Below are 25,035 nucleotides of genomic sequence, written 5' to 3'. Positions count from 1 at the left end.
GTTTCATGGATCGCTGCGCTTCCGCACGGAGCGTGTCATCGTCCGCGATCGGCCTAACGGGCTTCGACTCATTGATGTGCTTCATTGAGAAAAGTTTGTTCATTCCTTGTTGATAGCCACGAAAATGGTCGCGAATCGGGCCTCGAATTCGCATAATTCCCGTTGTGCCGGACGGAATTGTGCAACTCCCATGCCCGTCTCGTTCGTATAATGCTGGGCAATAGGGCATCCGGTCGCCTTCTGTGACCGGTTCCGGGCTAAAGGGCGATCTGTTCGCTTTGGTTTGCTTCAGTCAACGTGCGACATTTGCGGGACGACCGCCGAGGCGAGGTATTAAGAGTAGGAGGAGACCATCGCATGCCTGCTCATTTAGCAATTCTCGTTCTGTTCCTGATTTGCATGTCCGCGGAAGCCAAGCCGCAGGATTCGACAGCCACCAGCCAGCCGTCCGGCCTTGGGTTGGGTGGCACATCCCAACCCTCTTCCACGACAGACGTGACGCGCAAAGCCAAAAAAGCAAAGTCGCTTAAGCCGTCGAAAAAGGCGGCCAGGGCCAAGGCCAAGGCCAAAGCAAAAAAGGATGCAGAGCGACAGGAGCGAGAATCGCAGGCTAAATTGCAGGAAGAAGAAGCCATCGCCCGCCTTCGCACCGTTCTTGAGAAGCGGCCGCTGCATGGACAGGCCTTCTCTAGTCTCGTGAAGCACTATGTGGATCAGGGTCGGCTGCAGGACCTGGTGAAGGAATATGAGCAACGGATGGACGCCCTCCCTGACAGCCTCCCCGTGAGGCTTGTGCTTGCGAGAGTCTATCTTCGCGCCGCGAAACCACAGAAAGCGGCTGAGCTCATCAAATCTCTGGATCTCCCGGAGACGGCGTCAGCCGACGATCGCTCGAAATTTCTCGTGTTCAAATCCGAGGTTTTTCAGCAGACCGGCAGAACTGAAGCCGCGATCGCCATGCTCGACGAGGCCCGGAAACAGGCAAAGACGCTCTCCGACCGATTCAAACTGGCTGACGCGATGGCTGACCTGTATCTGCGCGACGGCAAACGCGACAAGGCGGCCTCGACGCTGACCGAATTGTCGAAAGAGTTCGCCGACAACTACCTCCACCGAAAGCGCATCGCCGACGGTCTCGCCCAGCGAGACTTGTTCGACGAAGCGGTCAACGAATACCAGGGCATTCTCAAACTCGTTGCGGGCGAGAACGACAAGCGATGCGAGGTGCTTCGGCAAATGGGCAAATGCCTCGAGCGCCTTGACCGGCGCGAAGAGGCGATCGACGCATACTGCAAGGCGGTGGAACTGCTTTCGGCCGGCCACTGGCTTCAGCGGGAGCTGCACGACCGAATCGTGACCCTCTACCGCGCGTCCGGGCGTCTGGAAGACCTCGTCAAATACTGCAGAACACAAGTCGAACGAACTCCGGAGCAAACGGGCATTCGCATTCTCCTCGCGGATGTCCTCATGGCCGCCCAGGATGCCGAAGGCGCGAAGCAGGCGCTTGAAGAGGCGGTGACGCTCTTCCCGAAGGACCCCGTGCTCAGCGAACGACGCGTGCAGCTCCTTCAGCGCCTGGATGACGCGGTAGGCGTCAGCAGTGAATACGAGCGCATCATCTCACAGCATCCCAAGGATGTGGAACTCTACATCGCCTTCGGCCAGTTTCTCGCCGCCAACCGCCAACTGGAGGCGGCCCGGAATCAGTGGAAGCATGTGCTCAACAGCGGGATCACCGATGCTGCGCTTGCCAATCGACTCGGCGGATTGTTCGAGCCGTACGATCTCGACGAAGACGCCATCGAGTGTTACGAGCAGTCGATCAAACTGGCCCCCCGCGAGCCCGAGGGCTACACGGCGCTCGCCCGGCTTTGGTTCTATCGAGGAGAAAAGACGAAGGCCGTGGAGGTGCTTCAACGCATAGCCTCCGCGAATCCGGATGACGCTTCCCTTCATGCCTCGCGCTGCCAGTCCTTGCTGAATCTTGGCATGAACGACGAGGCGCTGGAAGCCATCACACGAGCGTGTGAGATTGACGAGAAGGACGTCGCTCACCAATTCACCCGGGCAGACGTGCTCCTGCAACTCGGACAGGTCGGCGAAGCGCTCAAGGTGCGTCGGGAGACCCTCGACCTCATTCAGAATCCCGGGCAGCAGGCGCTGGCGATGGACGTGCTGGTCAGCATGTACGCCTCTTCAGGTCAACTGGAGTCCCTTTTGGATTCCGAGTCAAAGAAGCTCGAAGCCGATCCGGACGATTTGATGTCGCTCATGATACTTTCCCGCGCGGCCGATTTCGATCGGAAGTTCGCCGACGCGCGAGCCTACCTCGCGCGCGTTCTCAAGATTCAGCCCGTTCACGAACAGGCTATGCAGCAGATGGCCAGGCTCCATGAAGCGGTGGGCGACATCGATGAAGCGGTTGCCGTGTACCAGAAACTCGGCGAGACGCATCCTGTCCGCGCGCGACAGTACTACCAGGCCATCGCCGACCTCAAGCTTCGCTACAACGACAGGGCCGGCGCGATTGAGGTATTCGATCGGATGGTGCAGGCATCCCCGGGCAATGCATCGGTGCTCAAGACGGTCGCCGAGCAGCTTGCCCGGATGGACGAAATCGAAAAGGCCGTTTCGCTCTATGAGCAGAGCCTGAAGATTCGGCCGAATGCTCCGGAAGCCCAACTTGATTATGGAAAGGCCCTCGAAGAAGCAGGAAGACTGGAGGACGCCCTCGCATCCTACAAGACGGCGGCGCTTCAGCGCACGGATCGCGAAGTCGCTCTCGAAGCGATGACCAAGCTTCATGAGACGGCCTCGCAACTCGGCTCCGTGGAAGACATTCTGCAGGAGTTTCAAACGCGAGTAGAGGCGGACCCCGACGACACGCAGACCGCCAGGATGCTGGCCGAATTGCTCATCCGTGAATTCGAGTACGACCGGGCGATGGATGTCCTTGATCTGGTTCTGCGTCACCACCCGCGCGACGCGGAAGTTCAACTCGTCCGCGGCGAGGTGCTGCGCCGCCTGGCGCGATTTGATGATGCCGTGGATGCCTATCGAGGCGTCGTGCGACTTCCCAACGTAGATCGCGATTTCGCGCTCGGGGAGCTCGGCAAGGCCTACTGCGAATCAGGCCGAATCGATCAGGCCCGTGACGTCTGGCGCCAGATCGACCACAAGCTGTACGCCGGTTCCTTGATGAAGAACAACGGACTGCTCGATGATGCGGTTGAGGTCCTCCGCGAGGGAATTCGGCTCAAGCCCGACGACTTCGGTCTGCATCGCAACCTCGTCATTACGCTGCAGGCGGCGGGCAAGGTGGACGAATCGCTCGCCGCCGCCAAGCGGCTGCTCGATCTGGAACCGGACAACATTTTCAACATTCAACAGGTGGCCGAGGCATGCCTCGACCGGGGCGATCGCGCCGGCGCGGCGGAGATCGCCGCACGACTGTTCAGTTCCGCCGTTACGGAAAAGAAGGATAAGAAGAGCGGCGGAGCGGGCAGGATGTCGAGCATGGGCGGCGCGCCGGTTTGGATGATGAGCCTCCAATCTGCGTGGTCGTGGAGTTCCGGGGGGTCTCCCAGGAGCAACCTGGACCGAGGCATTACGTTCTTTACCGAAAACGGACTACTTGCGGAGTTGGAGGAAGTCCTCAAGGCTCAATTGAAGGCCCAGCCCGACAACGCCTTGCTCAAACAGCGTGCAGCTGACCTTTTCGCCGAGCAGTTCGGCAAGCCGGAATTCTCGCTCAGCCTGTTGAAAGAGTTGGAGACCGCCGAATTCCCATTGGAACACCAGGATTGGCTCGGTCAATGCTCGCAAAGAGACCACATGCGTGTGCGTCAGTACCAGCTCATCGGCAGCAAGCCGGGCCTGCGCGACCAGCGTCTGAAAGTTTTGGATGCGGACAAGGGGGCCTTGAGCCGGGACGAGCAGCTTGAACTCGCAGTCATTCGACAATCACAGGGAGCGACGGACGAAGCAGTCGAACTGCTGAAAAAGTCGGTCTCATCCAATCCGGACGATGTGGTCGCCCTTTCGATCCTCGTCGATACTTTGGCCCGCGCGGAGCGATTCGAGGCCGCCGAACCGCACGTTGACGCCCTCGTCGACCTGCTTGCAAGGCAGCGAGAGCAAGTCCGCGACGAAATGATCGAGCGGGTACGCCGTGATTTTGTGCGCACGCTTCCGGTCCAGTTCCAGCTTCGCGTCTCAGAGGAAATGCTTCGTGACATCGCCGACAAATGGACACTCGGCCAGAGCATGTTGTCGGACTTCACCGGCTTCGCGCAGGTGATGGGCTATTTCCGCGCCCGTCTGACGCAGGCGACGATCTACGCGAAAACCGATCGCATCGAGAAGGCCCGCGAGATCTGGAAGCAGCTCGAGCCACGTCGTGAGGCTGACGCGGATGCGTGGACGATGCTGGCGGGCATCACGCAGATGCACGATCAGAATGATTTGGCGTATACCTATTACTCCAAGGCCCTCAAGGCCGCTTCCATCCTCGCTGCCGATCCGCTCATGCAGCAAATCTACGGCGGATCGCTCAATTCGACATGGTACGGCCAGGGCAATGTAATCGACTCTGCTTTCAATAAGATCGTGGAAGCCTTCGCCGGGCAAGACCGGCTCGTCGAGCTGTATGATTTTCTCCGTGAAACGGAACAGTCCGGGAAGGCTCGCCGGGTCGCAGAACAATACAAACTGTACGACGACTTGAAGAAGACCTTCCGTGAACGCCTCGATTCCGCTCGCGAGACGTTTCTGCGCGGCGGCGATGACGTGTTCAATGGAAGCGTTCCCTATTTCATGCACACATGCAAGCTCGCCGAAATCTGCGATCAGACCGGCGATTGGCCCAAAGCCGAGAAAACCTATGAGCAGTATCTCACCGATTTCCCCGACGAACTGGGACTCCTGCTCACGCTCGGAGAGGTCGCCGAAGCACAGGAAGAGTACGCCAAGGCGATCGAGTGGCAGAAGAAGGCACTGCAGGCCAAGGAGCGACTTGCAAGAAAGGCGCGAGATTGGGTGCTCCGTACGATCTACATGACGCCTGCCCCTCCGCAGGTGTTGTCGTCGACACAGCAGGATTCATGGGAGTGGCAGATTCGATGGGGACGAAACACGTGGTGGTACGGCTCGCGTCAGAATCCCCTCGAGCGATGGCCCTCATGGATGCGCATCGCCCAGCTCTATCTCTCATTGGACAACGTCATCGCATCGGGTGACGCGATGGAGCGCGCCCTCGGGCTTGCCGGCGGAGATCGCAAGCAAGTGGGCGATCAGATACTCGCAATCGTGCAGGAACGCCAGCTCACGAAGAAGATGTTGCCGGTCTTAAGGTCTTTGGCCGTGCAGCTCCCGACGGAGGAGCGCGTCCAGTTGGCATTTGCCGAGTCCCTTGAAGCGAATAACCGGGAAGCATTGGCCGCGGAAGTTTACCGCAGAATGCTCCGTCGCGGACTGGCGGGGCTGGGATCATTGGCCCGCGTGCGCGACAAGCTCAAGACCCTTGAACCAAAGGCCGCCCAGCAGGCGATCGACACGCTCGAAACACTTCAGGCCTCGGTCGATCGCGACCCGGATAACGCCAAAGAGCGACTGCGTCTTGCGAAGGCGTTCTTCTATTCAATGCGGCTCGACGATTCGCTGAAGATGCTCGCCGTGGTTCAGGAAAAGGCTCCACACCTGGAAGGGTTGCATGATCTGCTGATCGAGATCTACACGATCAACGGCGACATGGACAAGCTCATCGAGGCAATAAGAACGAAGATCAAACGGACCAAGGACGATGAAGAAAAGCGAAAAACCCGGCGACGCCTCGTGGAGGAGCTCCTCTCCGTGGGCCGGACCGATGAGGCCCTCGAGGAATTGAAGGACGTCGTGGACCCACGCGACCCTTCAAGCTACGAGCGCGTCGGATTCCTGCTCCACTATTTTGGTCGTCACGACGAGGCGGTAAAGCAGTTTGAATTATCCGGCAAAAGCCACAGCGGCAATATGTGGGGCTCTGATGATCCAAGCAAGAAGGCGATCGCTCGCGCGCTCGTCCTAAAGGGCGATCTGAACGCCGCGACCGAAAAAATTCTCGAAGCCGTGCAGGAAGGCGCTCGCAAGGCGACACAATTCGCCGGAATGGCCGGCCTCTACTCCGCATTCGATCAGCAACAGAACTATTTTGAGTCGTTCGTGCCGCTCTTCGTGATTCGGCCGAAGCTCCTTGATGAAGTCGAGGCTCGACTCGTGAAGCAGCATGAAGAAAATCCGGAGGACCCCCAGCCGGCCAAGCTCCTCATGCAGTTATACGATCGGCTGGGTCGCGCCGACAAGTCGGAGAAGATTCTGGACAAACTCACCTCCAAGGGTGCGTCCGATCAGACGCTGGCCGCCCGAATCATTGACAAGGCCATCGAGCGCCGAGAGTACGCCAGGGCCATCGAACTGGCGACAAAATGGATCGAACAGCAGCCCAAGCCGCAGATGCCGCCCGGCATTCCCGCGCAGTTCGCCGGTATGTATCTGATGATGTCGCCGAGAAACACGATGATCTGCAAGCTCGGCGATGTTTACTGGAAATCCGGCGACAAGGACAAGGCATTTGAGGCATATCGTCGAATTGTTGACGAAAAATTGGACGAAACGCAGATCGCCTACGCCGCGATCTGCAGCCTTCGCGGCCGGGAAGCCGAAGCGAAGAAAATCGTCGAGGAAACGCTCGAAAAGCAGAAGGTCAAATCGCCGGCCCTTCTGCAATTCCGCGCCCTCCTGGCGATCGTCGACAACCAGCTGGAGCAGGCATTCGACTGTCTCGAAGACGCTGCCGAGTTGGGTGATGCGCAAAGCGCCGGCCCATTTGGATACGACTCGGGCGACGGCGGTGGACTGGCCCAACTTTCCGCCTTTGCAAGCAGAACCGGGCTCATCGAGCGCTTCGCCGAATTCGCGAGAAAGCGGATATCGAAGAATCCGAACGATTGGGAAAGCCACTCGGCGCTGGCAAATCTGTATTACCAGGAAGGTCGCACCGAAGACGCTTTCACCGTTCTCGATGAGGCCGCGAAAATAAAATCGCTCCGGCAACAGGTGTTGCAGCAGCGTGTCCAATGGCTTGAAGGCCTGGCTGTCCCGGACCAACTCATTGCGGCCTACGGAGAACTGATCGAGGCCTCGGAGAAAAAAGTCAAGTCCGGGTCCAGCAACAGGATGTCCTTTTTCGGCGGGTCGTCCGAACCACAAACGACCAATACCGAAAAATTGCGTGAAAGACTCGGCGACCTCCTGTGGCAATCGGCCGACAAGGACGCTGCTGAAAAAGTCTGGACGGAGAGGATGAACCTGAAAAAAGCGTCCAGCCGCATCGCGCTGGCCTCACGGTTTGAGAATCGAGAAGACTTCGATCGGGCGGAGGCTGAATATCGCGCCGCGATCAAGCTCGAACCGGATAACAGCGAAGCTCATGGTAAGCTCGTGGAACTCGCCTTCCACAAAAAGGACTACGGAGAGTCGCTCGATCACCTTCGCGAGGTCTTCCAACGCCGATATGTTCCCAAGAAGAATCGCGAAGAGCAGAACGATCCGTACAACTTCATTCCGCGCCGCCGTTACGGCGTCCCTTCGGATCAGGGCGAAGACTATTCCAGCTACGCCGCGGAACTTGCTCGAATTCCGGAGATCGCGGCACGCCTCAACAAGCCCGCCGACACCGATGCGACCGACGCAAAATTGGCTGTCGCGGTTCTATGCGGATCTTGGCAGGACGCCGAGCCGATTCTTCGCCAGCGGCTCGACGACACTCCGTATGAGCCCATGGTCTGGAAGCTCTGGACCATCGTCAACGAGCGAAAGGGAGACTGGGCCGAAGCGGCGCGGGCCAAGGACTATGTTCGCCGACTGGAACGCACTTCACTGCCAAGGCATCGCGATGAGTTGGCGCTTGTCCTCGCGGGAAAGCACATCAAGGAAGCGGCAGCCGGCGTCAAACAATCAATGATGTCACGTCTCGCGTCGGGTCGACAGTCGCCGTCCTACCAGTCATCCTACTATTTCGATAACTATTACGGAGGTCCTGAGGATGGCGTCGAAGAACTCGCGCTCCTCTACGTCAAGCTCAAGCAGTTCGATAAGGCTGAGCATCTCTACCTGATCGGCAGCGATAGCTCTGCCGCACAGACCCTGCCGGCCATCGCTTCGTTGATGTGGAGTCAGGACGAGAAGGACCGCGCCACCGAGCTCCTCGAACTTGCCTCGATCCTCTCGGACAGTGGTGATTCAGTCGTTCAATACGCGGGAGTCCTGGCGGATCGGGGGCGCGCGAATGAAGCAAGTGAGTTGCTGATCAGACAGTATCGCTGCATTCGCGATCAGAACATAAACAGCAGCCCGTTCGCCGCCATGTATGCCATTTTCAACAACAGTGGTCGCGAGAATCAGTTTGAAGACTACCAGGAACAGAATTGTTCCCGAACTCTGCACGATGTCCTCCGTCGCGGAAGACTGCTCGACGAAACGCTTACCGAACTCCGCAAGGAGGCCACCGCCAACCCCGATGACAAGCGACTGTCCAAGCTCGTGCTGAGCCTGCTCATCAGGGATCGACGATGGACCGAGGCCAGAGAAGCGCTGACCGCCTGGCGCGCGTCTCGGCCGACGGATGAGACCATCCTCACCGAATTGCTCCACGCTTGCATGCAGCTCGAAGAATGGAAGGACGCCCTTGAGGTCATCTCCTCCTTAAAGAAGGAATCGCCGGAGGCGGCCGAAAAGATGCGGCTATGCGAAGCGTTCCTGCGGCTGATGCAGGACGACAAGGATGCATGCCTGTCACTCATCGACGAGCACCTGAAGCGATCCGCCGCGCAGGAACTCGATTCATGGTCTGAGCAATTGACCAGCCTCCTCGTCGCGATGCATGAATATGATCGGCTCGTTAGCTTCCTGGAGGGGTGCAATCGTCGCGGCAAACTGACCGACCCGGCGGGAAGCGTATTGTGCCGCCTTTACATGCGATCTTCGAGGTGGTCGGACGCCGCCGAGCTGGCGCTCGAAAAACTCTGGCAGGACAGCGCTGCACTCGACGAAAATTCGCCTTGGTATCTTGCCTTGCGAACGATTCTCGAACAGGCAAAGTTGGCCGGAGCCGAGACCAAGCTCGAGCCCGATCGTCGTGAGGATCGGGCGATGCTCGCCATCGTTGAACGGGGCCCAGATGCCGGCGTCGAGGCTTTTGCCGCTGCGGTTGACGCTGATTCCGCCAACGACCGGGCACGACGAGGACTCGTCTTTGCAAGCTTGCTTGCCGGAAACATCGAAGCGGCTGTCCGAACCAATGAAGACTTTGTCAGTTGGCTGGCGGAGCGCCGGCATCAAGTCTGGCAGCGCCCGCCCGCCCCTTCGATCAGCGACTCAACCGGTGAATGGGTCAAGAGCATGCAGGCCCGCGATCTCGATGCGTCGGGCATTCTCGGCCTGACGATGTCCTTCTCGAGTCTGCTGCAACAGGTAATCCAACCGGGCGGACGACAGAACAACATGCCCGGCCCGCGGTTTTATGAGGAACTCTGGAAATCGCATGAGCAATTGCAGTTGACTCTGCTATGTCGCTCGAACGACCCCGAAGCCGTGACTCGGCGATTGCAATTACAGGAACGATATGCAAAGGCCGAGGCGCAGACGGCAGGCTCCGGCAATTCCGGCTCATACAGAACGATCTCAGTCATGGGCGGTACAACGACGTACTACTATAACGATCCGTTCGGCGGAAATAATCCTGCTCAGACGACCTTTGATGCCGATTGGCGATCCGCCGACCATGACATGCTTCTCAAATACAGGTCCTTCGAGCCGCTGATCGAATCACTCGAGTCCCTCGGAAGTCGAATTTCACCGGATATGCAGTATCCGCTGAGCGAGGCCTACGCGGCTGTCGGAAAGGAGGCGGAAGCCCGAAAGTGGCGAGACAAGGCGGTGGACGAACTTGTCATGAAGCTGCGCAAGGAGCAGACGAATACCTCAAACCGAAACAGCAATTCCTACAACTGGAGATGGTACAGCTACAACCGCATGGGCGATCAAATCGCAAATACCATTCGATCGGCCATGTTCTTCACCCTCCCGGAAAAAGATGAAGAATCCGATGATAACGCACTGACCTCTGAACTCGTCGGCCCGCCGAACGAACTTTGGCGGTTCGCGATGATCGATCCAGAGGCCAGGGACAGGCTCCTTTCTCTCGCCGCCCAGATCGGCCCCGGTTGGGAGGCGTCCAATACCATCAGACAACTGATCGCGTTCCATAAAGCGAAGCGCGAACCCACGCAAATCATCACACTCATCGAAAAAGCCTCGACCGGAGAGGATCTGCTCAAGTCGCCGCTGCTCACCGATTACTTCCGTTCGTGTTTCGAAATCGGGGATTTTGATCGCATCGAGCGATTGCTCTTGCTGATCGAACCGATGGGAGCGCAGATCGAAAACGACGCCAAGCTCATGAGACTCATGCTCCTCGCACATCAGGGCAGGGCGACCGAGGCGGATGCCCTTGAGTCTGAGTTGCTGGCGAATTGTCGTATGGAGGCGCCCACCAAACTTCGGCCTGATGAAGCACTCCTGGAACCTCTCGGTTCACGCGGTTTCCGCAATATCCAAAGATCGTATAGCTCGATGAGTTACAGCGGGATGTACTTCCCCATGATGTTTCCACAGCGTAGCTTTCTTCCTGGCGGTTCCGGTATCCGAAATGCTTTCACCATCTCCGCCCTCGCGACGACATTGGGTGTCCGTTTCGATCCCCAGGTTCGCCCCGAAGATGTCACGGTCGATGAGATCCGAGAAGCCTATGCACGCCACCGTCTCTTTGACCGCGCGGCCCACATTGTGAACGCATCCATCGAACGGCTGAAAGAGGATGCCGCCGCCTCGGAACGCATGGCGCTCCTTTCAACCAAGGCGGATTATCTCACCCGGAGCGGTCAAACGGCGGAAGGCCGCGAGATTGCCGGACAAGTCGAGCAATACTGGCAGGAAGAAGCCCGGAACTCGCCCCTCGCAGCCAACCCCTATCTCAAGCTCGAGGGACTGTACAATACGAAAGCCATGGGCCGCGATAAGGAACGCGCCTATGCTGCGTTCTGCGAGGCGCGCCGGCGCGACCCGAGTATCGACCCAGCAGGTCTGAAGGAGGCCGGATATCTGTTCAAGCTCAAGAAATACGACGACGCCTGGAGGCTATACAGCGGCATCATTGCTCGCGGTGAACTGAATGATCTTGCGCGCAATCGCTCGCGGCAAATGAACTTCAGCGTGCCGTCTCTGGTAAGCTCGAATATGACAATGTTTCAGGCCGGCATCTCTGCACATCACGCGGGCGAAAAGCTGGCGGCGGCATCGCTGCTGCGACAGGCGATCTGGCGGAGTCCGAATCACAAACTGGCCAAGGAGGCCGGGGAGTTGCTTGAATGAGCCCTATCGAAACACCAACAGACTCAATAAAGCAGGTACTAGAAGCCCTGCGCCGTCGGCAGCGAATTGTTCACGTCGTCGAGTTCGCATCATTGGGTTTGCTGTACGGTGCCGCTGCGGCGGCAATCTTGGGTGCGACGCGCATATTTCTAGGCACTGCGGAAGCGCCGTGGCTCTCGCCATGGGCCGTCCTCTCCTTCGCACCGCTGGGTTGCGCCGTCGGTGCGATCATGGGCGCCATATTCCGAGTCGATAGTCTCCGAATCGCCCGGGCAATGGACCGCGCATCAAACAGCGAGGATCGCTTCGCCAGCGCGCTTCAACTAAGAGAGCACCACCGGTCAGCGCGTGTGAAGCTGGTGACACAGGACGCCATTGCCTCGATTCACGATGTACCCGTCGAAAACGCCCTGCCCATTCGCGCACCGAGGGAACTGAGACTCCTCCCTCTGCCCGCCGCGGCACTCGCGTTGTTCCTCTGGCTGGCTCCCGCTCCCAAAACCGATGCGACGCCGACAACCCCGCCGGAAGTGACGGCGGACCAGTGGAGCGAACTGCACAATGAGCTTAAAGAAGAGCTGGATCAGCTTCCGAAGCCCGAAACGCCGGAAGAAGAGGAACTCCGCCGCGAATTTGAAAAGCTGGCCTCCATGCTGGAGAAAAAGCCGCAGGTCAAGGAGGTCTTCGAGCAGATCGCCAAACTGCAAACACAGTTGGACGAGCGCCGACGGAACTTGCCGGGCCGAAATCTTTCGATGCGCCAGGCTTCAAAGGCGGTGCGATCATCCGCTGCCCTGCAGCAGTTCGCCCAGGAGTTGAAATCGGGCAACTACTCGAAGGCCGCCAAGGCGCTCAAATCGCTCTCGAAGCAGATCGGCGACGGCTCCCGGAAGCTCTCCGCGGAAGAGTTCGAAGCGACCGCTTCAGATTTCGATCGTCTGGCGGAAGCCACCCAATCCCACGATGAACTCAGTCATGCATGTAAGCAGTGCGCAACGGCTGCATCGTCGATGAACAGCAGCAAGCTCTCCAACACGATGAATGAGCTGTCGCGCATGCTACGGAAGAACGCCGAGAATCTGAGGGAGTGCGACAAGGCGTGCAAAGCCTGCAGCATGCTCGATTCGCTGAAGCGCCGCCTTAATGAATGCAAGAGTTGCAGCACCTGCAAGAGTGGCAAGTGCGGCAAGTGCGCCTCGTGCAGTAATGGTAATTTTGTCCGGCGCAGCAACAAGCAGGGCGGCAGTAAGGCGGGCTGGGGTACGGCCGACAACTGGCTCACCAATCAGATGAACCGCGCTGCCGGCCAGCGAACGCCGGCCCTCGCGGAAATCAAGGAACAAGGCGGTCGCCAGACGAGTTTCTCCGTCGTCTCCAAGGATGAGCGGGTCGAGAGCGCCATGCCCTACAAGGAAGTTTACGCTGAGTTTGTTCAGAAGGCGGAAGCCGACCTTGCCATCGAATCCGTCCCGCATTCCTACCGTGAATACCTGCGGCGATACTTTGAGGGGATCCAACCGGCGGATGGTGCCTCCGAGCCGACTTCGGAGGATTAGACCCTCCCCGGAGACACCGCTCTCGATCTTGCACTAAACCAAAACGCGTTTGAATTCTGTTAACCCCCTTGGGCCCCGTTTCCCGGGTGACGCATGGAACATGACATCAGTCGCGAAAGCGTTGTGCTATTTCAAGAAAACTTCGATCGGCTAAAAGCCGAAATCGGCCGGCGCATCGTCGGATATGCCGACGTTGTGGATCAGGTTCTCACGGCGATGTTCGCCGGCGGCCACGTCCTGCTCGAAGGCGTGCCGGGTCTCGGCAAGACGCTCCTGGTCCGAACCATCAGCGAAGCCACGCATCTCTCGTTTCGCCGGATACAATTCACGCCCGATCTCATGCCTGCCGACATCACCGGCACCAACATCATCCACGACGACGAACACGGGGGCCGACAATTTCGCTTTCAGCCCGGGCCGATCTTTGCCCATCTCGTCCTGGCCGATGAAATCAATCGCGCCACGCCGAAGACACAATCTGCCATTCTCGAAGCCATGCAGGAGCAGCGCGTTACCGTCGGAGGAACGACGCACGTTCTGCCCGACCCATTCTGGGTGCTGGCCACGCAAAACCCCATCGAGATGGAAGGCACGTATCCTCTGCCCGAGGCCCAGGTCGATCGCTTCTTCTTCAAAGTGAATGTAATGCCGCAGGGCGAGGAGGAACTGCTGGGGATCATCGATCGCACAACCGGCGACGATCTCGTGGAAATTCAGCCGGCACTCTCACGCGATGACATCTCACAGATGCAGCACACGGTTCGGCAGGTTCTCGTCGCGGACTTCGTGAAGCGCTATGCGGCAAGAGTCGCCCTCGCGACGCATCCTGACAACGACAAGGCGACGCCGATGGTGCGTCAGTTCGTTCGCTATGGCGTCAGTCCGCGCGGCGTGCAGACGCTGATCCTTGCCGGAAAGGTCCGCGCCCTGATGGCCGACCGGTATAACGTCAGTTGCGAGGACATTCGTGAAATCGTCCGACCCGCCTTGCGCCATCGGATCATTCGCAACTTCGAAGCGGAGGCTGAAAACGTCTCAACAGACGCGATCCTCCTCGACATCCTTGAACTCGTTTCCGAGCCGGCCGCTGTGGCCGCGCGATGACTTCATCCCGGCGGTTACACCATGGCTGACGCCTTGTTCGACAAGGACTTCCTCAAGAAGCTCGAGTACCTCGACCTGATTGCGCGGCGACTGATCTTTGGCCGGCAACAGGCCCTCCGCGCCAGCGTCAAGAAAGGCGCCAGCATCGAGTTCAAGGATTTCCGTGAGTACAGCCCAGGGGATGATCCTCGCACCGTCGATTGGGCTGTCTACGCCCGACTGGGGGAGCTGGTCATCAAGCTCTATCGCCAGGAGGAGGAACTCGATCTCTGGATACTCCTTGACGGCAGCGGCTCCATGACCTTTGGCGAGCCGAGTAAGTTCGACCATGCCCGGCGAATCGCCGCCGCGCTGGCCTACATCGGCATGTCAAACATGGACTCGGCCGGGGTCGTGCCGTTTTCCGCCGATCTGAAGACCGGTCGCACCAGAATGCGCGGTCGCGGCAAAGTCTTCGGCCTGCTGGAGTATCTCCAACAATTGCGACCGGACGGTCGAACCGATCTCGTCAGCATGTCCCGAGCCTTCGTCTCCCGCGTACGACGCCCCAGCTTGATCGTGATCCTCTCGGATTTCTACGGGCTTCAAAGTGCGCGGCGGGCTCTCGACCAGTTGCGATTCTTCAAACACCAGCTTTACGTCATTCAAATGACATCGGCCTGGGAACTGGACCCCCCCATCCGCGGCGAACTGCGACTTCAGGACAGCGAATCGTCAGAAATCGAGGACCTGACAATCACCGATTCCATGCTTCGCAGATACAAGCAGGAATACGATCGGTTTGGAAAGGATCTTCGCGCATACAGCATGCGGCACGCCATCGGCTACGCCCAAACGCGCAGCGATACCGCATTCGACAATTTTATCCGTGATATTCTGCAACGAGGAGGGCTCTTGTCATGAACCTCCTCGCGCCTTCCGGCCTCTGGCTTGCACTGGTCATCCCCGCCGTCGTGGCGATGTACCTGTTGAAGATCAAACGCCGCCGCCAGACCGTGCCCGCAATCGAATTCTGGCGCGAGCTGGCGGGAAAAACGCAGGTACGATCGCTCTTTCAGCGACTCAAACGCTGGCTGTCCCTCGCCTTGTGGCTTCTCATTGTGTTGTGCCTGATTCTCGCTGTGTCGAACCCCGTGCTGTCACTCGGTCGAATCAAACCGCAGTCGATTGTCATCATCGTCGATAATTCCGCGAGCATGCAGTCTCGTGAAGCCTCGGGCGACAACCCCCCATCCACGCGCCTGTCGCTCGCGCTGGCGGCGGTTGACGAGCTGACGACCCGGCGACCCGTGATGGATGAATGGCTACTGATCGAGTCGTCGATACGTCCCAGAGTCCGACAGCCGTGGACCACCGATCGCAAGGCCGTCCGCGACGCGGCAACGCAAATCGCGCCCTGCTTTGGCGCTTCCGATGTCAAGACCGCCGTGGAGCTGGCTTCACAATTGCTCACCGGCAAGGAGCGACCTTGTATCGTCGTCATTTCGGATGGCGGCGCCGGCGTCGTCGAGAAGCTGATCGCCGGTAACGACAAGATTGTGCACTGGCCGATCGGCGAGACGAATGACAATCTCGGCATTACGCGACTCGCGGTACGCCCCCAAAGAGACGAGCTGACGCATCATGTCTTCGTACGTGCGACGAATGGATCCGCCGCAAGTGTGGAGACCAAGATCGTCTTCGAGCTGGACGGTTCAATCACTTCCATCGAGCCGATGACGATCGACGCCGGAACGAGTTCCGAGCGAACAATCACAATCAATGCCCCGCAGGGCGGCGTGCTGCGCGCCTATCTGGATCGCGAAGACGCCCTGCCGCTCGATAATGAGGCGTTCGCCGTCCTGCCTCCGATACGCGAGGCGAGTGTCGCGCTCGTGGCCCCACCCGACGAGTCGTTCTTCTTCGAACAGGCGATTCTGGCGATGGACTCCCTGGTTGATAAGGCCGAAAGCCGCGTCCTCTCGCCGGAAGAATTCGACGATGCCACCAGCTCGTTCTCGCCGGACGTCGCAATCTTCAACAATTGCAAGCCCGCGCGCTTGCCGGATCGAGGGCGGTTTGTCTTTGTAAATCAGTGGCCTGAGCAGCTCGGCGCAAGGTCGATCGGCCGGCTCGAACGCCCTTCCCTCTCCATCACCGATCGTGACCATCAGATTACAAAATACCTCGACCTCGGAGCCGTGGGCCTTGCTCGGGCCGTTCGCGTGGACGTCCCCGAAAGCGCACAGGTCCTCGCCCAATCCGAAACCGGCGACCCACTCGTTTTCCTGGTCTCGGAGCCGGACCGCACCTCACTGTGCATCGCCTTTGACGTCATGGAGAGCGATCTCCCGTTTCGCGTCGCCTTCCCGCTCATGCTGCGAAATGCCATTTCCTTCCTCAGCGGTGAAGGAAGCGCCTGGGTCCTCGATCAGTACCGAATCGGTCAGACGATTGAACCCCTGCGCGAACTCCCGGACGCAATCACACATGTGACGGCGACTCAATTGGATCAGAGCGGCGTCGCTTCGTCGGAGCTGAACGTCACCAACCGTCGGTTCACCTTTGCCGGCACTGCCCGTCCCGCACCGATCCGTTTTCAAATCGGCGGCGACGATGCCTACACCGCGGTAAACCTGGCGGACGAAAGTGAGAGTCGCATTGCCCCCGCCAGGCCGGACTCCTCCTTCGAGCAAAAACTCGTGCTCAGCGGACGCCTGCTTGGCGCCATGCCCTGGTTGGCGCTCGCCTGTGCGGCGACGACATTGATCGGCATCGAATGGCTGACCTATCACCATCGCTGGACTGAATAAGAATGCGTTTTGAAGCGGCATGGTATTGGCTCCTGCTGGCCCCGCTGCTTGCCCACCTTGCGTGGCAATCGCGGAGAAGCTACGCGCAGCTTGAGCCTGCCGCGCGCTGGGGAAGCTTGCTTCTGCGCACCCTGTGTATGCTGTGCCTCCTCGCGGCCATCACAAGGCCATCCTATTTGAGTCACTCCAATCACCACCACGTTGTATTCCTACTGGATGATTCGCAGAGCGTCACATTGGAGAACCTCGACGCAGCCATTCAGGACATCGACCGCATCGCGAAGGAGGCCGTGTCTTCCGACAAAGACACGCGCATCACCATGGTGGCCTTTGGGCGCACGCCGCAACCGCTCATTCTCTCCCAGCAAGGCTGGTCGCAATGGCCGGAAGATGCCTCTGACAAGCTCCATTATTCAACCCTTCTGCCGCAACTCTACATAGACCGGACGCGCCTTATCTCAGGCCAGACCGGGCCGGACAAAGTCCCCCTTGAGAAGCTTGAGGCCCGCATCGCTTCAATCGAAAAATTCCGCGACGAGGTGATCGGCGAACAGACAGACCTGGAGAGCGCCCTCACGCTGGCGGCGAATATCGGCGTCACGGGCGAGAGAAAGACGATCTACGCCTTCACCGACGGCCAGGCGAATCTCGGCCGTTGGCAAAACGCCCTGGACGTCGCTGCGACGGCGGGGATTCAAATCAACACGGTCAAGCTCGGGAAGTTGCCTCCTCCCGAAGTGGCTGTTGCCGAAGTTGTTCTGCCGCAGTCGGTAAAGGTGAATCAAGGGTTCACTGCTGAAGTCCGCGTTGCTTCAAGCGTCGAGACGACGGCGCGGCTGAGCGTCTTCAAGGACGGCGTCGCGGTCCACGAGCAGGACATCGTCGTTTCGCCGGGCGAGGCCACGGTTCGGGTCCCGCGAATGTTTTTCCGCGACAAGGGCTTTCACAAGATTGAAGCCTCAATCAAGGCAAGCGACGACACCAAACTGCAGAACAACACCGCCCGCGCTCTGGTTGTCGTTCCCGGACAGGCTCGGGTTCTATACGTGGACTCGAACGAAAACCAGATGCCGTATCTCAAGAGTGCCCTGGAGCTCGAAGGCATGGAAGTCGAGGCCCGACCCGCCACAGGCATCCCGCAGGACATTTCTTCACTCCTCGGCTTCGATGCTTTCATTCTGTCGAATGTGCCGGCCGATCGCCTCACCTACCCGCAAATGAAGATCATCCGCAGCTACGTCCGCGATTTTGGCGGCGGCTTCATCATGCTCGGCGGCGATCAAAGCTTTGGTCTCGGCGGTTACTACGGAACGCCCGTCGAAGAATTGCTGCCCGTAAAAATGCCGATCCAGAAGGACATGACCCGGCCGTCACTCGCGATCATGCTCGTCATCGACAAATCGGGAAGCATGTCCGGCGTCAAGATCGAACTTGCCAAGCGCGCCGCATTGGCGACTTCCGAGGCGATCAATCCACGCGATCAGATCGGAGTCATCGGTTTCGATGGAGAAGCACGCGTCATCCTCGAACTGACATCCGCCGGAGATCGAACCTCGATCGGTTCGAGCATTGCCGGTCTCGATGCCGGCGGCGGCACATTTCTCTATCCCGCCCTCGAAGATGCTCACCAGCGACTCATCGAGAGCAACGCTCGAAAAAAACACGTCATTGTCCTGTCAGACGGCCAGACTCAGGGATACGGGTACGAAGAACTCGTACAGGCGATGAGCGCAGATGGCATCACCCTGTCGTCAGTTGGTATCGGAGGGGACGCCGATATGCGCCTCATGGAGGCCATCGCGGCTGCCGGAGGCGGTCGCGCCTACTTTACCGACGACTTCTACAGCATCCCCCAGATTTTCACGCGCGAAGCGCTTCGTGCATCCAACAGCATGCTGGTCGAGCAACTCGTCCAGCCGGTCGCCGTGGGCAAGGATGCATGCCTCGACGAAATCGACACGGACGAACTCCCCCTGCTCTCGGGCTATGTCGCGACCACAGCTAAACCGGGAGCCAATCTGCTCCTCGCGTCTGATTCGGGCGATCCGATCCTCGCCAAATGGCGATTCGGACTCGGCCGTACGGCGGCGTTCACTTCAGACACCAAGCCCCGTTGGGCCGAAGACTGGATTCAATGGGACGAATTCGCTCGCTTCTGGAGCCAACTCGTTCGCAGCATAACCGGCGAGAATCTGTCCAGAAAAATCTCGATCGAGATGTCCCATCGACTAGAAGATGACCAGGTCGTCGTACAGATCGATGCGCATACTGCTTCCGGGGCATTCGTGAATGACGTGGACCTCGAGCTATTCGCCATGGACTCAAGCGGGCGCCCTCACAAAGTAGAAGCGGCCCGCGTCGGACCGGGCGTACACGAGGCCCGCTTCGACAAACTTGAGTATGGCCGCGATCAACAGTTTGTGTGCATGCTGTCCGGCGCCCAAGAGCAGAAACCGACGACCTATGGATTCGTATACAGCTACTCGCCGGAGTTCCGCACCCTCGGCCCATCCGCTGAGTTCTTTCGGCACGTTGAGGACAGACGCATCGGCGAAGTCATGGATGTAGGTTCGGCCAGGTTGTCGCTCTCGGCACGACGCACGTCATCCTGGGTGCCGTTCTGGTCGTGGCTGCTTATCGCGGGACTGATGATCATTCCGATCGATATTCTCGTCAGGAGGATGGGATAGAGTTGCCCTCTCGACGGACTTTGCGATGCCCGTGCGAAGATCAGGCGATAGACCTCGTCCTGCGCCATTCTTTCGCCTAAACCGAATCGATCATTCCTTGCGGTTGCTCTGCCTTCAATGGGGCGAGGCCGGCGAGATCCAAAGATTGAATCGAGTTCAGGCTAACAGATTCTAAAGCGGATTTCGTTCGATCGTACCGTATCTGCAGCGCTCGGGCAGTGCGGACGTCTCGCCCGCAGGAAGCGGCGACCCCCAGGGACCCAGACGACCGAGTGAAAAACAGGCTAAAGCGGCTTGAGCATCTGTGTAGCATCCGGCGCCTCTGCCGGACGTGAGTCGCAAGGAACTTTTCCTGATATACAACGCTGCATCAACGCGCAATCTGCCACAATACTTCACGCCGATCATCTCTCACAATGAATCATACAATCCAGCCTCCCTTCCAAGGCGCGGACAGTGAGCAAGTATCAAGCTATGAGCATTAGAGCGGCTTGCGCATCTGCGTAGCGTCCGGCGCCTCTGCCGGACGTGAATCGCAAGGAACATTTCCTGATATACAACGCTGCATCAACGCGCAATCTGCCATAAGCGATGAGTGCGCAAGCATAAAGCGATGATGATAAAGCGATGAGCACCAAGCGATGAGTGTCTCCTTTGCTATGCATAGACCAGCGCCCATCCCGCCCCCAATCCGAGCCGCGCGCGTCAGCAAGCGGTACCAGCAACGCCGGTTGCCACAGCGCATTCATCGCCAAGCGCCAACGCAATCCCTGCCGCCGCCTCAGCATTCCTCTCGGCCCCTTCGCCCTCCAAGCCCCATGCCGATATTCCGACGCATTCTCCTACAGCCTGCAGCCTCGCGCCTCAGTCCCCGAGCTTCGGACGTCAGATCCTCCAAATTTCGACTTTTCGACGTTTCGACTTTTCGACGTTTTCACCAAAAACCGCCGGAAACTCCAAGCGCCCCAACCCATGCCCGCCACAAGCGTTGGCACGATTTCCCCGAGCACTGTGTCACCTTATGTCACCTTCGATTTTGCACGACTTGCGCGCGAGCAACGCGCTGGTCTTTACCCTCGGCACCTTGGCCCCTGGACCCCTCGGCCCCTTTTTTCACCTTCGGAAACTGTTCACCGACGGACGATTTGCCCTCCCCGCTCGACTGCCCGGCGCCCTTTTCGTAGCATATCCGCCGCTAAGTTGGAGAAACAAAAAGCACCGCCACCCGACGGCTCATACCAGGAGACAGCCACCCATGCCCAGCCCGCTTAAAGGCCGACACTTCGTGAACATGACCGACATCAATCCGGATGAGCTGGCCACCATCCTCCAGACCGCCGCGAAGGTGAAAAAAAGCCCCGGCGAGTTCGCCACCAAGTTCACCGGCAAGACCCTCGCCATGATCTTCCAGAAGCCCAGCCTGCGCACGCGCGTCTCCTTCGAGGCCGGCATGACCCAGATGGGCGGCCACGCGATCTATCTCTCGCCGAGCGACATCAGCATCGGCAAGCGCGAGATCACCGAGGACATCGCCATTGTCCTCTCGCGCATGGCCGACATGATCATGGCCCGCGTCTTCGGCCACGACATCGTCGTCGACCTCGCCAAGTCCTCCCGCGTCCCGGTCATCAACGGCCTCTCTGACTACGAGCACCCCTGCCAGATTCTCGCCGACTTGCAGACCGTCATCGAGCGCAAGGGCAAGCTCGCCGGGCTCAAGTTCGTCTATTGCGGCGACGGTAACAACGTGGCCCACTCGATCATGTTCGGCGGCGCCATGTCAGGCATGCACGTGACCATCATCAGCCCCGAGGGGTATAAGCCCGCGGCGAAGGTGGTGGAGGAGAGCCAGGCCATCGCGAAGAAGATGGGCGGCAGCGTGAGCGTCAGCGGCGACATGCCCGGCGCGGTGAAGGGGGCCGACGTGCTCTACACCGACGTGTGGGCCAGCATGGGCCAGGAGGCCGAGGCCGAGGAGCGCAAGCGCATCTTCAAGGGCTATCAGATTGATATGAAGGTGCTGGGCATGGCCGACCCGGACTGCGTGCTGCTGCACTGCCTGCCGGCGCACTACGGCGACGAGATCGCCTACGACGCAACGCGGACCAGGAATTCGGCGATCTTCGACGAGGCCGAAAATCGAATGCACGCCCAGAAGGCGCTGATGCTTCACCTCGCCGGCGCTGTCTGAGAACGGGGCCTGGCGGCGGAGAGAGCGGCGGAATTGATGCGGCCGGGCAACGCGGCGGGCCCATGATGCCGACGGCGTTGCACCAGAGGCGTTGTCCGCTACGAGCCGCGAAGTCGGCCCATGCAGCAGGCCTTCACCAGGCGTCACAGCCGGAACCCATTTGCGGACCCGGCGCGATCGGCGCCAAAAAGCTAATCGCCGCACTTCGCGCGAGTTGCGCTTCGAACGTCCGCAATTCGATGATTTCCGACGAATGCGCGCGACCGTCCAAACCCCCGCGGCACGGTCGTTGCCCCTCTGTACCGGCGAGAGCGATGGGGGGATTGAGAGATGGCAAGGTCGATTGGATGTCTGTCAGCACTGGCCCTCCTGGCCGCGATGATCATCGCCGCCGGGTGCTCCAGTAGTCCGCAGTGTCCGAGAATGACCTCGGTGAGTCCGACGCTTCTTTTGGGGAGGGAGCCGTCGGCCCCGTGCGCGACCCGCCTGGCCCGCAGCCCTTGGCCGGCGACCGATGGGCCCTACGAGGCCCCGGAAGAGACCTATTTTGTCGAGTACTACCGCGACTACTTCGGCGGAAACGAGGCCCTGGAGCGAAACAATCCACAGCGTCAGTTTCGCAGCTACCGGGTGGGCGGCAGCCAGAGGTAGAAAAAAAGAGATTTTCCCCCGAACCGGCCCAGACCGGTCGGCGTATGGAATACTGTCCTTACTCCTGCTCCTTTTCTGCTAAACATGCCCGGTTGGCACGACGCCAACCGGGCATCGTTATTTTTACGAATCGCGGGGGGGATTGTGTGTTTCGGGGCATCCAGCGAGACAGACCGCTAGCTTCCCGCGCGGCGAAGCGGCATGGTCATGCACCGCGGGCCGCCCAGGCCGCGGACCAGTTCCGAGCCGACCACCCTCACCACTTCAACGCCGGCCTTTTCCATGGCGGCGATGGTGCGGGTGTTGCGCTCGTAGGTGCAGGCGACCCTCGGGGCAATGGCGAGAATGTTGGTGCCGTCGGTTCGCTGTTCCCTCGTGGCGTAGTGGGCGTCGCCGCCTCCGGTGCGGATGATGGTCACTTCGCAGCCGAACTCGTCACTGAGAATGGTCGGGAGTGATCGCTCTTCCACTTTTTGCAGCACGCCGCCGCCGCCGTCGGGCTGGAACTGGTTGATGAACTTGATCTGATCCATAACCCCTGCGTACCAGACCACCATGCCGCGATCGACAATGGTGAAGACCGTGTCGAGGTGCATGAAGGTGCGTTCGGTGGGGATGGGGATGCCGTAAAGCCGCTTGGCGCGCGTCTCGCTGAATATGCGCTTGGCGAGGATGTCGATCGTCTCCAGCCGGGTGCGCTCACTGACGCCGACGAGGACGGCCTCTTCATTGAGGACGATGATATCGCCGCCCTCGACCGTGAACGGACGGTCATCATGCGGAGAATCGGAGGCGCCATAGACGATTCGGTGGACGGAGAATTCGGGATGATGCTCCAGAACGGCGCGAGTGATGATGGTCTCGCGGACGCGCTCGACGTAGTGCATCTTGCACGAGACCGCGCAGTTGCCGATGACGACGGCGGGATCGCGGCTGAAGTAGGCATTGGGAACGGGGCGAAGGATGAACTGGCCGCCCATCGCTGCACTGGCCGCGGGCTTTCCGACGATTTCCTGATACTCACTGTGCGTCACTCCCCGGAAGAGGATGCTCGTGAGTAGGTCAGTGGGAAACTTCGCGACATCGTGGAGGTCGGCGGCGATGCCGCCTGCCCGCTCGGCGGCGCAGACCTGGTCGATGAGTTTTCGCCGAACGTCAGGTTGGGTGTCGATCAGTTCGCGGAGCAGCTTGGCCAAATGAAAAACCTTCACGCCGCGCTCGCGCATCTCATCGACGAACTCGTCGTGCTCGTCCTGCATCCGCGCGAGAAAGGGGATGTCCTCGAAAAGGAAGGCCTTCATGTTCTCGTGGGTGAGCCGGTCGATCTCCTCGCCGGGGCGGTGGACCAAGACGACCTCTAAGAGGCTGTATTCGTTGAAAACCTGGAGCTTCACGCTGGGGAGACCTCATTTCACGTTTAAGACAAACCCATCCTAACCGGGCGGCGGCCGACCGCCAAAGCGAACGCAAAGCCATGGGGCTATTGCGTTTAAACGGCTATTTGACTTGTGAATTATATGATCGGATGCATCGGAGGAGCGGCTCTAATCGAGGAGCCTGATCTCAGACTCGTCGTCGATGACGAGGTCAACGATCTCACCGTCGGCGCGCTTCAGGCGCAGCCGCGGCAGCCAGTATTTGTCGTTCTTGCCGTGGGCGAACCAACTGCCGGTCGGCTGCGGATCGAAGGTGACAACCTCCCCTTCGACCTGGGTCCGCCACAATTCCTCGCGCGTACGAATCGTTTGGATGACGCGGACTTTCTTGCCGGGCTGCAGGGTCGATGTGGTCATGGCTGAGTTCACTCTTATCTCGGACATTACGTCCGAGCGGGTATATTGCCCGGCGGAACAGGGGCAGGCAAATCCGGCGAAGGACGAATCTGCCAAGGGCGTGGTGCGTCATTGCTTGGTCAATGTGGCGGCGCCGTAATCGGTGGAGATAACGTTGTTGGTGAAGGGAATGGTGAACTCCGATCGCAGCATACCGGAGATGAGATTCAAGGTGTCGTTGAGGGTTCCCTCGAAGATGACATTTCCCTTGGTGCGGATGCTGACGTTCATGCCGACAACCTGCGTGGCGCCGTGAACGTTGCGCTCCACGAGCGTGGTATTGCCGGAGGTCGTGCGGATCTCCGTGAGTTTACCGGCGGCGTCAAAGACGTAGACCTTGCCGTTCTGTCCGGAGTCGGAGGAGCCGAGGAGCCAGGTGCCGAAGAGGACGGCCTCGGCGGGAGGTGTAACATTGACGTCGCAGCCGCCGGCGAGAAACGTGACCATTGGGACGAGGATCGTGGCGAATCGTGAATGCGTCGTGGTATGCATCGGTGTAGCCATCCCTGGTACGAGGTTTACCCGGCGGGGGTCAGCGTATTGTAGCAGGAGTGGACAAAACTGTCGGCGTCGGGGAGGTTGGAGGGTGAGGTTCCCCACTAGAAGTGTCTATACCTGTGTCAAAATAGAATCGGATAGGGAGACATTCTCTGGGGTCCTTCTCCGTGCGTTTTCGAGCGAACCATCAAGCCGTGCATAAGACCGCAGATACCAGCAGGTTACGCACCGCCAGTCATCTGATTACAAGATAAC

Annotated in this window: 11 protein-coding genes; 8 read left to right on the top strand and 3 right to left on the bottom strand. The window is 59.3% G+C overall.

What is annotated here, in order from left to right:
• Window positions 1-357 precede the first annotated feature (357 nt).
• The 8 genes from HS101_13695 to HS101_13660 all read left to right on the top strand — a co-directional run bounded on the left by HS101_13695 (window position 358) and on the right by HS101_13660 (window position 22,450).
• The gene (locus HS101_13695) at window positions 358-11,466 is read left to right on the top strand and encodes a tetratricopeptide repeat protein (GenBank protein ID MBE7507318.1); all 11,109 of its coding nucleotides are present in this window, start codon (window positions 358-360) and stop codon (window positions 11,464-11,466) included.
• On the top strand, window positions 11,463-13,022 hold the full coding sequence (locus HS101_13690; protein MBE7507317.1) for a hypothetical protein: 1,560 nt from the start codon (window positions 11,463-11,465) through the stop codon (window positions 13,020-13,022). Before HS101_13695 ends, HS101_13690 begins: the two co-directional genes overlap by 4 nt.
• 93 nt (window positions 13,023-13,115) lie before the next feature.
• A complete protein-coding gene (locus HS101_13685; protein ID MBE7507316.1) occupies window positions 13,116-14,126 on the top strand; it encodes an AAA family ATPase in 1,011 nt (336 codons plus the stop codon).
• 21 nt (window positions 14,127-14,147) lie between these two features.
• On the top strand, window positions 14,148-15,029 hold the full coding sequence (locus HS101_13680; GenBank protein ID MBE7507315.1) for a DUF58 domain-containing protein: 882 nt from the start codon (window positions 14,148-14,150) through the stop codon (window positions 15,027-15,029).
• Window positions 15,026-16,918 carry a VWA domain-containing protein gene (locus HS101_13675; GenBank protein MBE7507314.1) on the top strand — a complete coding sequence of 631 codons (1,893 nt, stop codon included), beginning with the start codon at window positions 15,026-15,028 and terminating at the stop codon, window positions 16,916-16,918. The genes HS101_13680 and HS101_13675 overlap by 4 nt, the downstream gene beginning before the upstream one ends.
• 2 nt (window positions 16,919-16,920) lie before the next feature.
• Window positions 16,921-19,608 (top strand): VWA domain-containing protein, encoded by a 2,688-nt coding sequence (locus HS101_13670; GenBank protein ID MBE7507313.1) that lies wholly within the window; start codon window positions 16,921-16,923, stop codon window positions 19,606-19,608.
• A 1,255-nt stretch (window positions 19,609-20,863) separates the two neighbouring features.
• Window positions 20,864-21,799, top strand: coding sequence for an ornithine carbamoyltransferase (gene argF, locus HS101_13665; protein MBE7507312.1), 936 nt, complete (start codon window positions 20,864-20,866; stop codon window positions 21,797-21,799).
• Between the two features lie 330 nt (window positions 21,800-22,129).
• On the top strand, window positions 22,130-22,450 hold the full coding sequence (locus tag HS101_13660) for a hypothetical protein (GenBank protein MBE7507311.1): 321 nt from the start codon (window positions 22,130-22,132) through the stop codon (window positions 22,448-22,450).
• A 176-nt stretch (window positions 22,451-22,626) separates the two neighbouring features.
• On the opposite strand, the gene HS101_13655 is transcribed toward HS101_13660, so the two are convergent.
• From HS101_13655 to HS101_13645, 3 genes are all read right to left on the bottom strand, one after another.
• A complete protein-coding gene (locus HS101_13655; GenBank protein ID MBE7507310.1) occupies window positions 22,627-23,844 on the bottom strand; it encodes a hypothetical protein in 1,218 nt (405 codons plus the stop codon).
• Between the two features lie 150 nt (window positions 23,845-23,994).
• A complete protein-coding gene (locus HS101_13650) occupies window positions 23,995-24,243 on the bottom strand; it encodes a hypothetical protein (GenBank protein MBE7507309.1) in 249 nt (82 codons plus the stop codon).
• A gap of 108 nt (window positions 24,244-24,351) precedes the next feature.
• A complete protein-coding gene (locus HS101_13645) occupies window positions 24,352-24,774 on the bottom strand; it encodes a hypothetical protein (GenBank protein ID MBE7507308.1) in 423 nt (140 codons plus the stop codon).
• Between the last annotated feature and the right edge of the window lie 261 nt (window positions 24,775-25,035).

The organism is Planctomycetia bacterium, assembly GCA_015075745.1.
Taxonomy (GTDB): domain Bacteria; phylum Planctomycetota; class Phycisphaerae; order UBA1845; family UTPLA1; genus UTPLA1.
The sequence above is the reverse complement of the archived record's forward strand: the minus strand, read 5'-3'. Positions and strand labels throughout refer to the sequence as shown.

Excerpts from the sequence above, each read along its gene's own strand:
- HS101_13695 (MBE7507318.1), top strand. The coding sequence starts at position 358 with ATGCCTGCTCATTTAGCAATTCTCGTTCTGTTCCTGATTTGCATGTCC.
- HS101_13690 (MBE7507317.1), top strand. The coding sequence starts at position 11,463 with ATGAGCCCTATCGAAACACCAACAGACTCAATAAAGCAGGTACTAGAA.
- HS101_13685 (MBE7507316.1), top strand. The coding sequence starts at position 13,116 with ATGGAACATGACATCAGTCGCGAAAGCGTTGTGCTATTTCAAGAAAAC.
- HS101_13680 (MBE7507315.1), top strand. The coding sequence starts at position 14,148 with ATGGCTGACGCCTTGTTCGACAAGGACTTCCTCAAGAAGCTCGAGTAC.
- HS101_13675 (MBE7507314.1), top strand. The coding sequence starts at position 15,026 with ATGAACCTCCTCGCGCCTTCCGGCCTCTGGCTTGCACTGGTCATCCCC.
- HS101_13670 (MBE7507313.1), top strand. The coding sequence starts at position 16,921 with ATGCGTTTTGAAGCGGCATGGTATTGGCTCCTGCTGGCCCCGCTGCTT.
- argF (MBE7507312.1), top strand. The coding sequence starts at position 20,864 with ATGCCCAGCCCGCTTAAAGGCCGACACTTCGTGAACATGACCGACATC.
- HS101_13660 (MBE7507311.1), top strand. The coding sequence starts at position 22,130 with ATGGCAAGGTCGATTGGATGTCTGTCAGCACTGGCCCTCCTGGCCGCG.
- HS101_13650 (MBE7507309.1), bottom strand. The coding sequence starts at position 24,243 with ATGACCACATCGACCCTGCAGCCCGGCAAGAAAGTCCGCGTCATCCAA.
- HS101_13645 (MBE7507308.1), bottom strand. The coding sequence starts at position 24,774 with ATGCATACCACGACGCATTCACGATTCGCCACGATCCTCGTCCCAATG.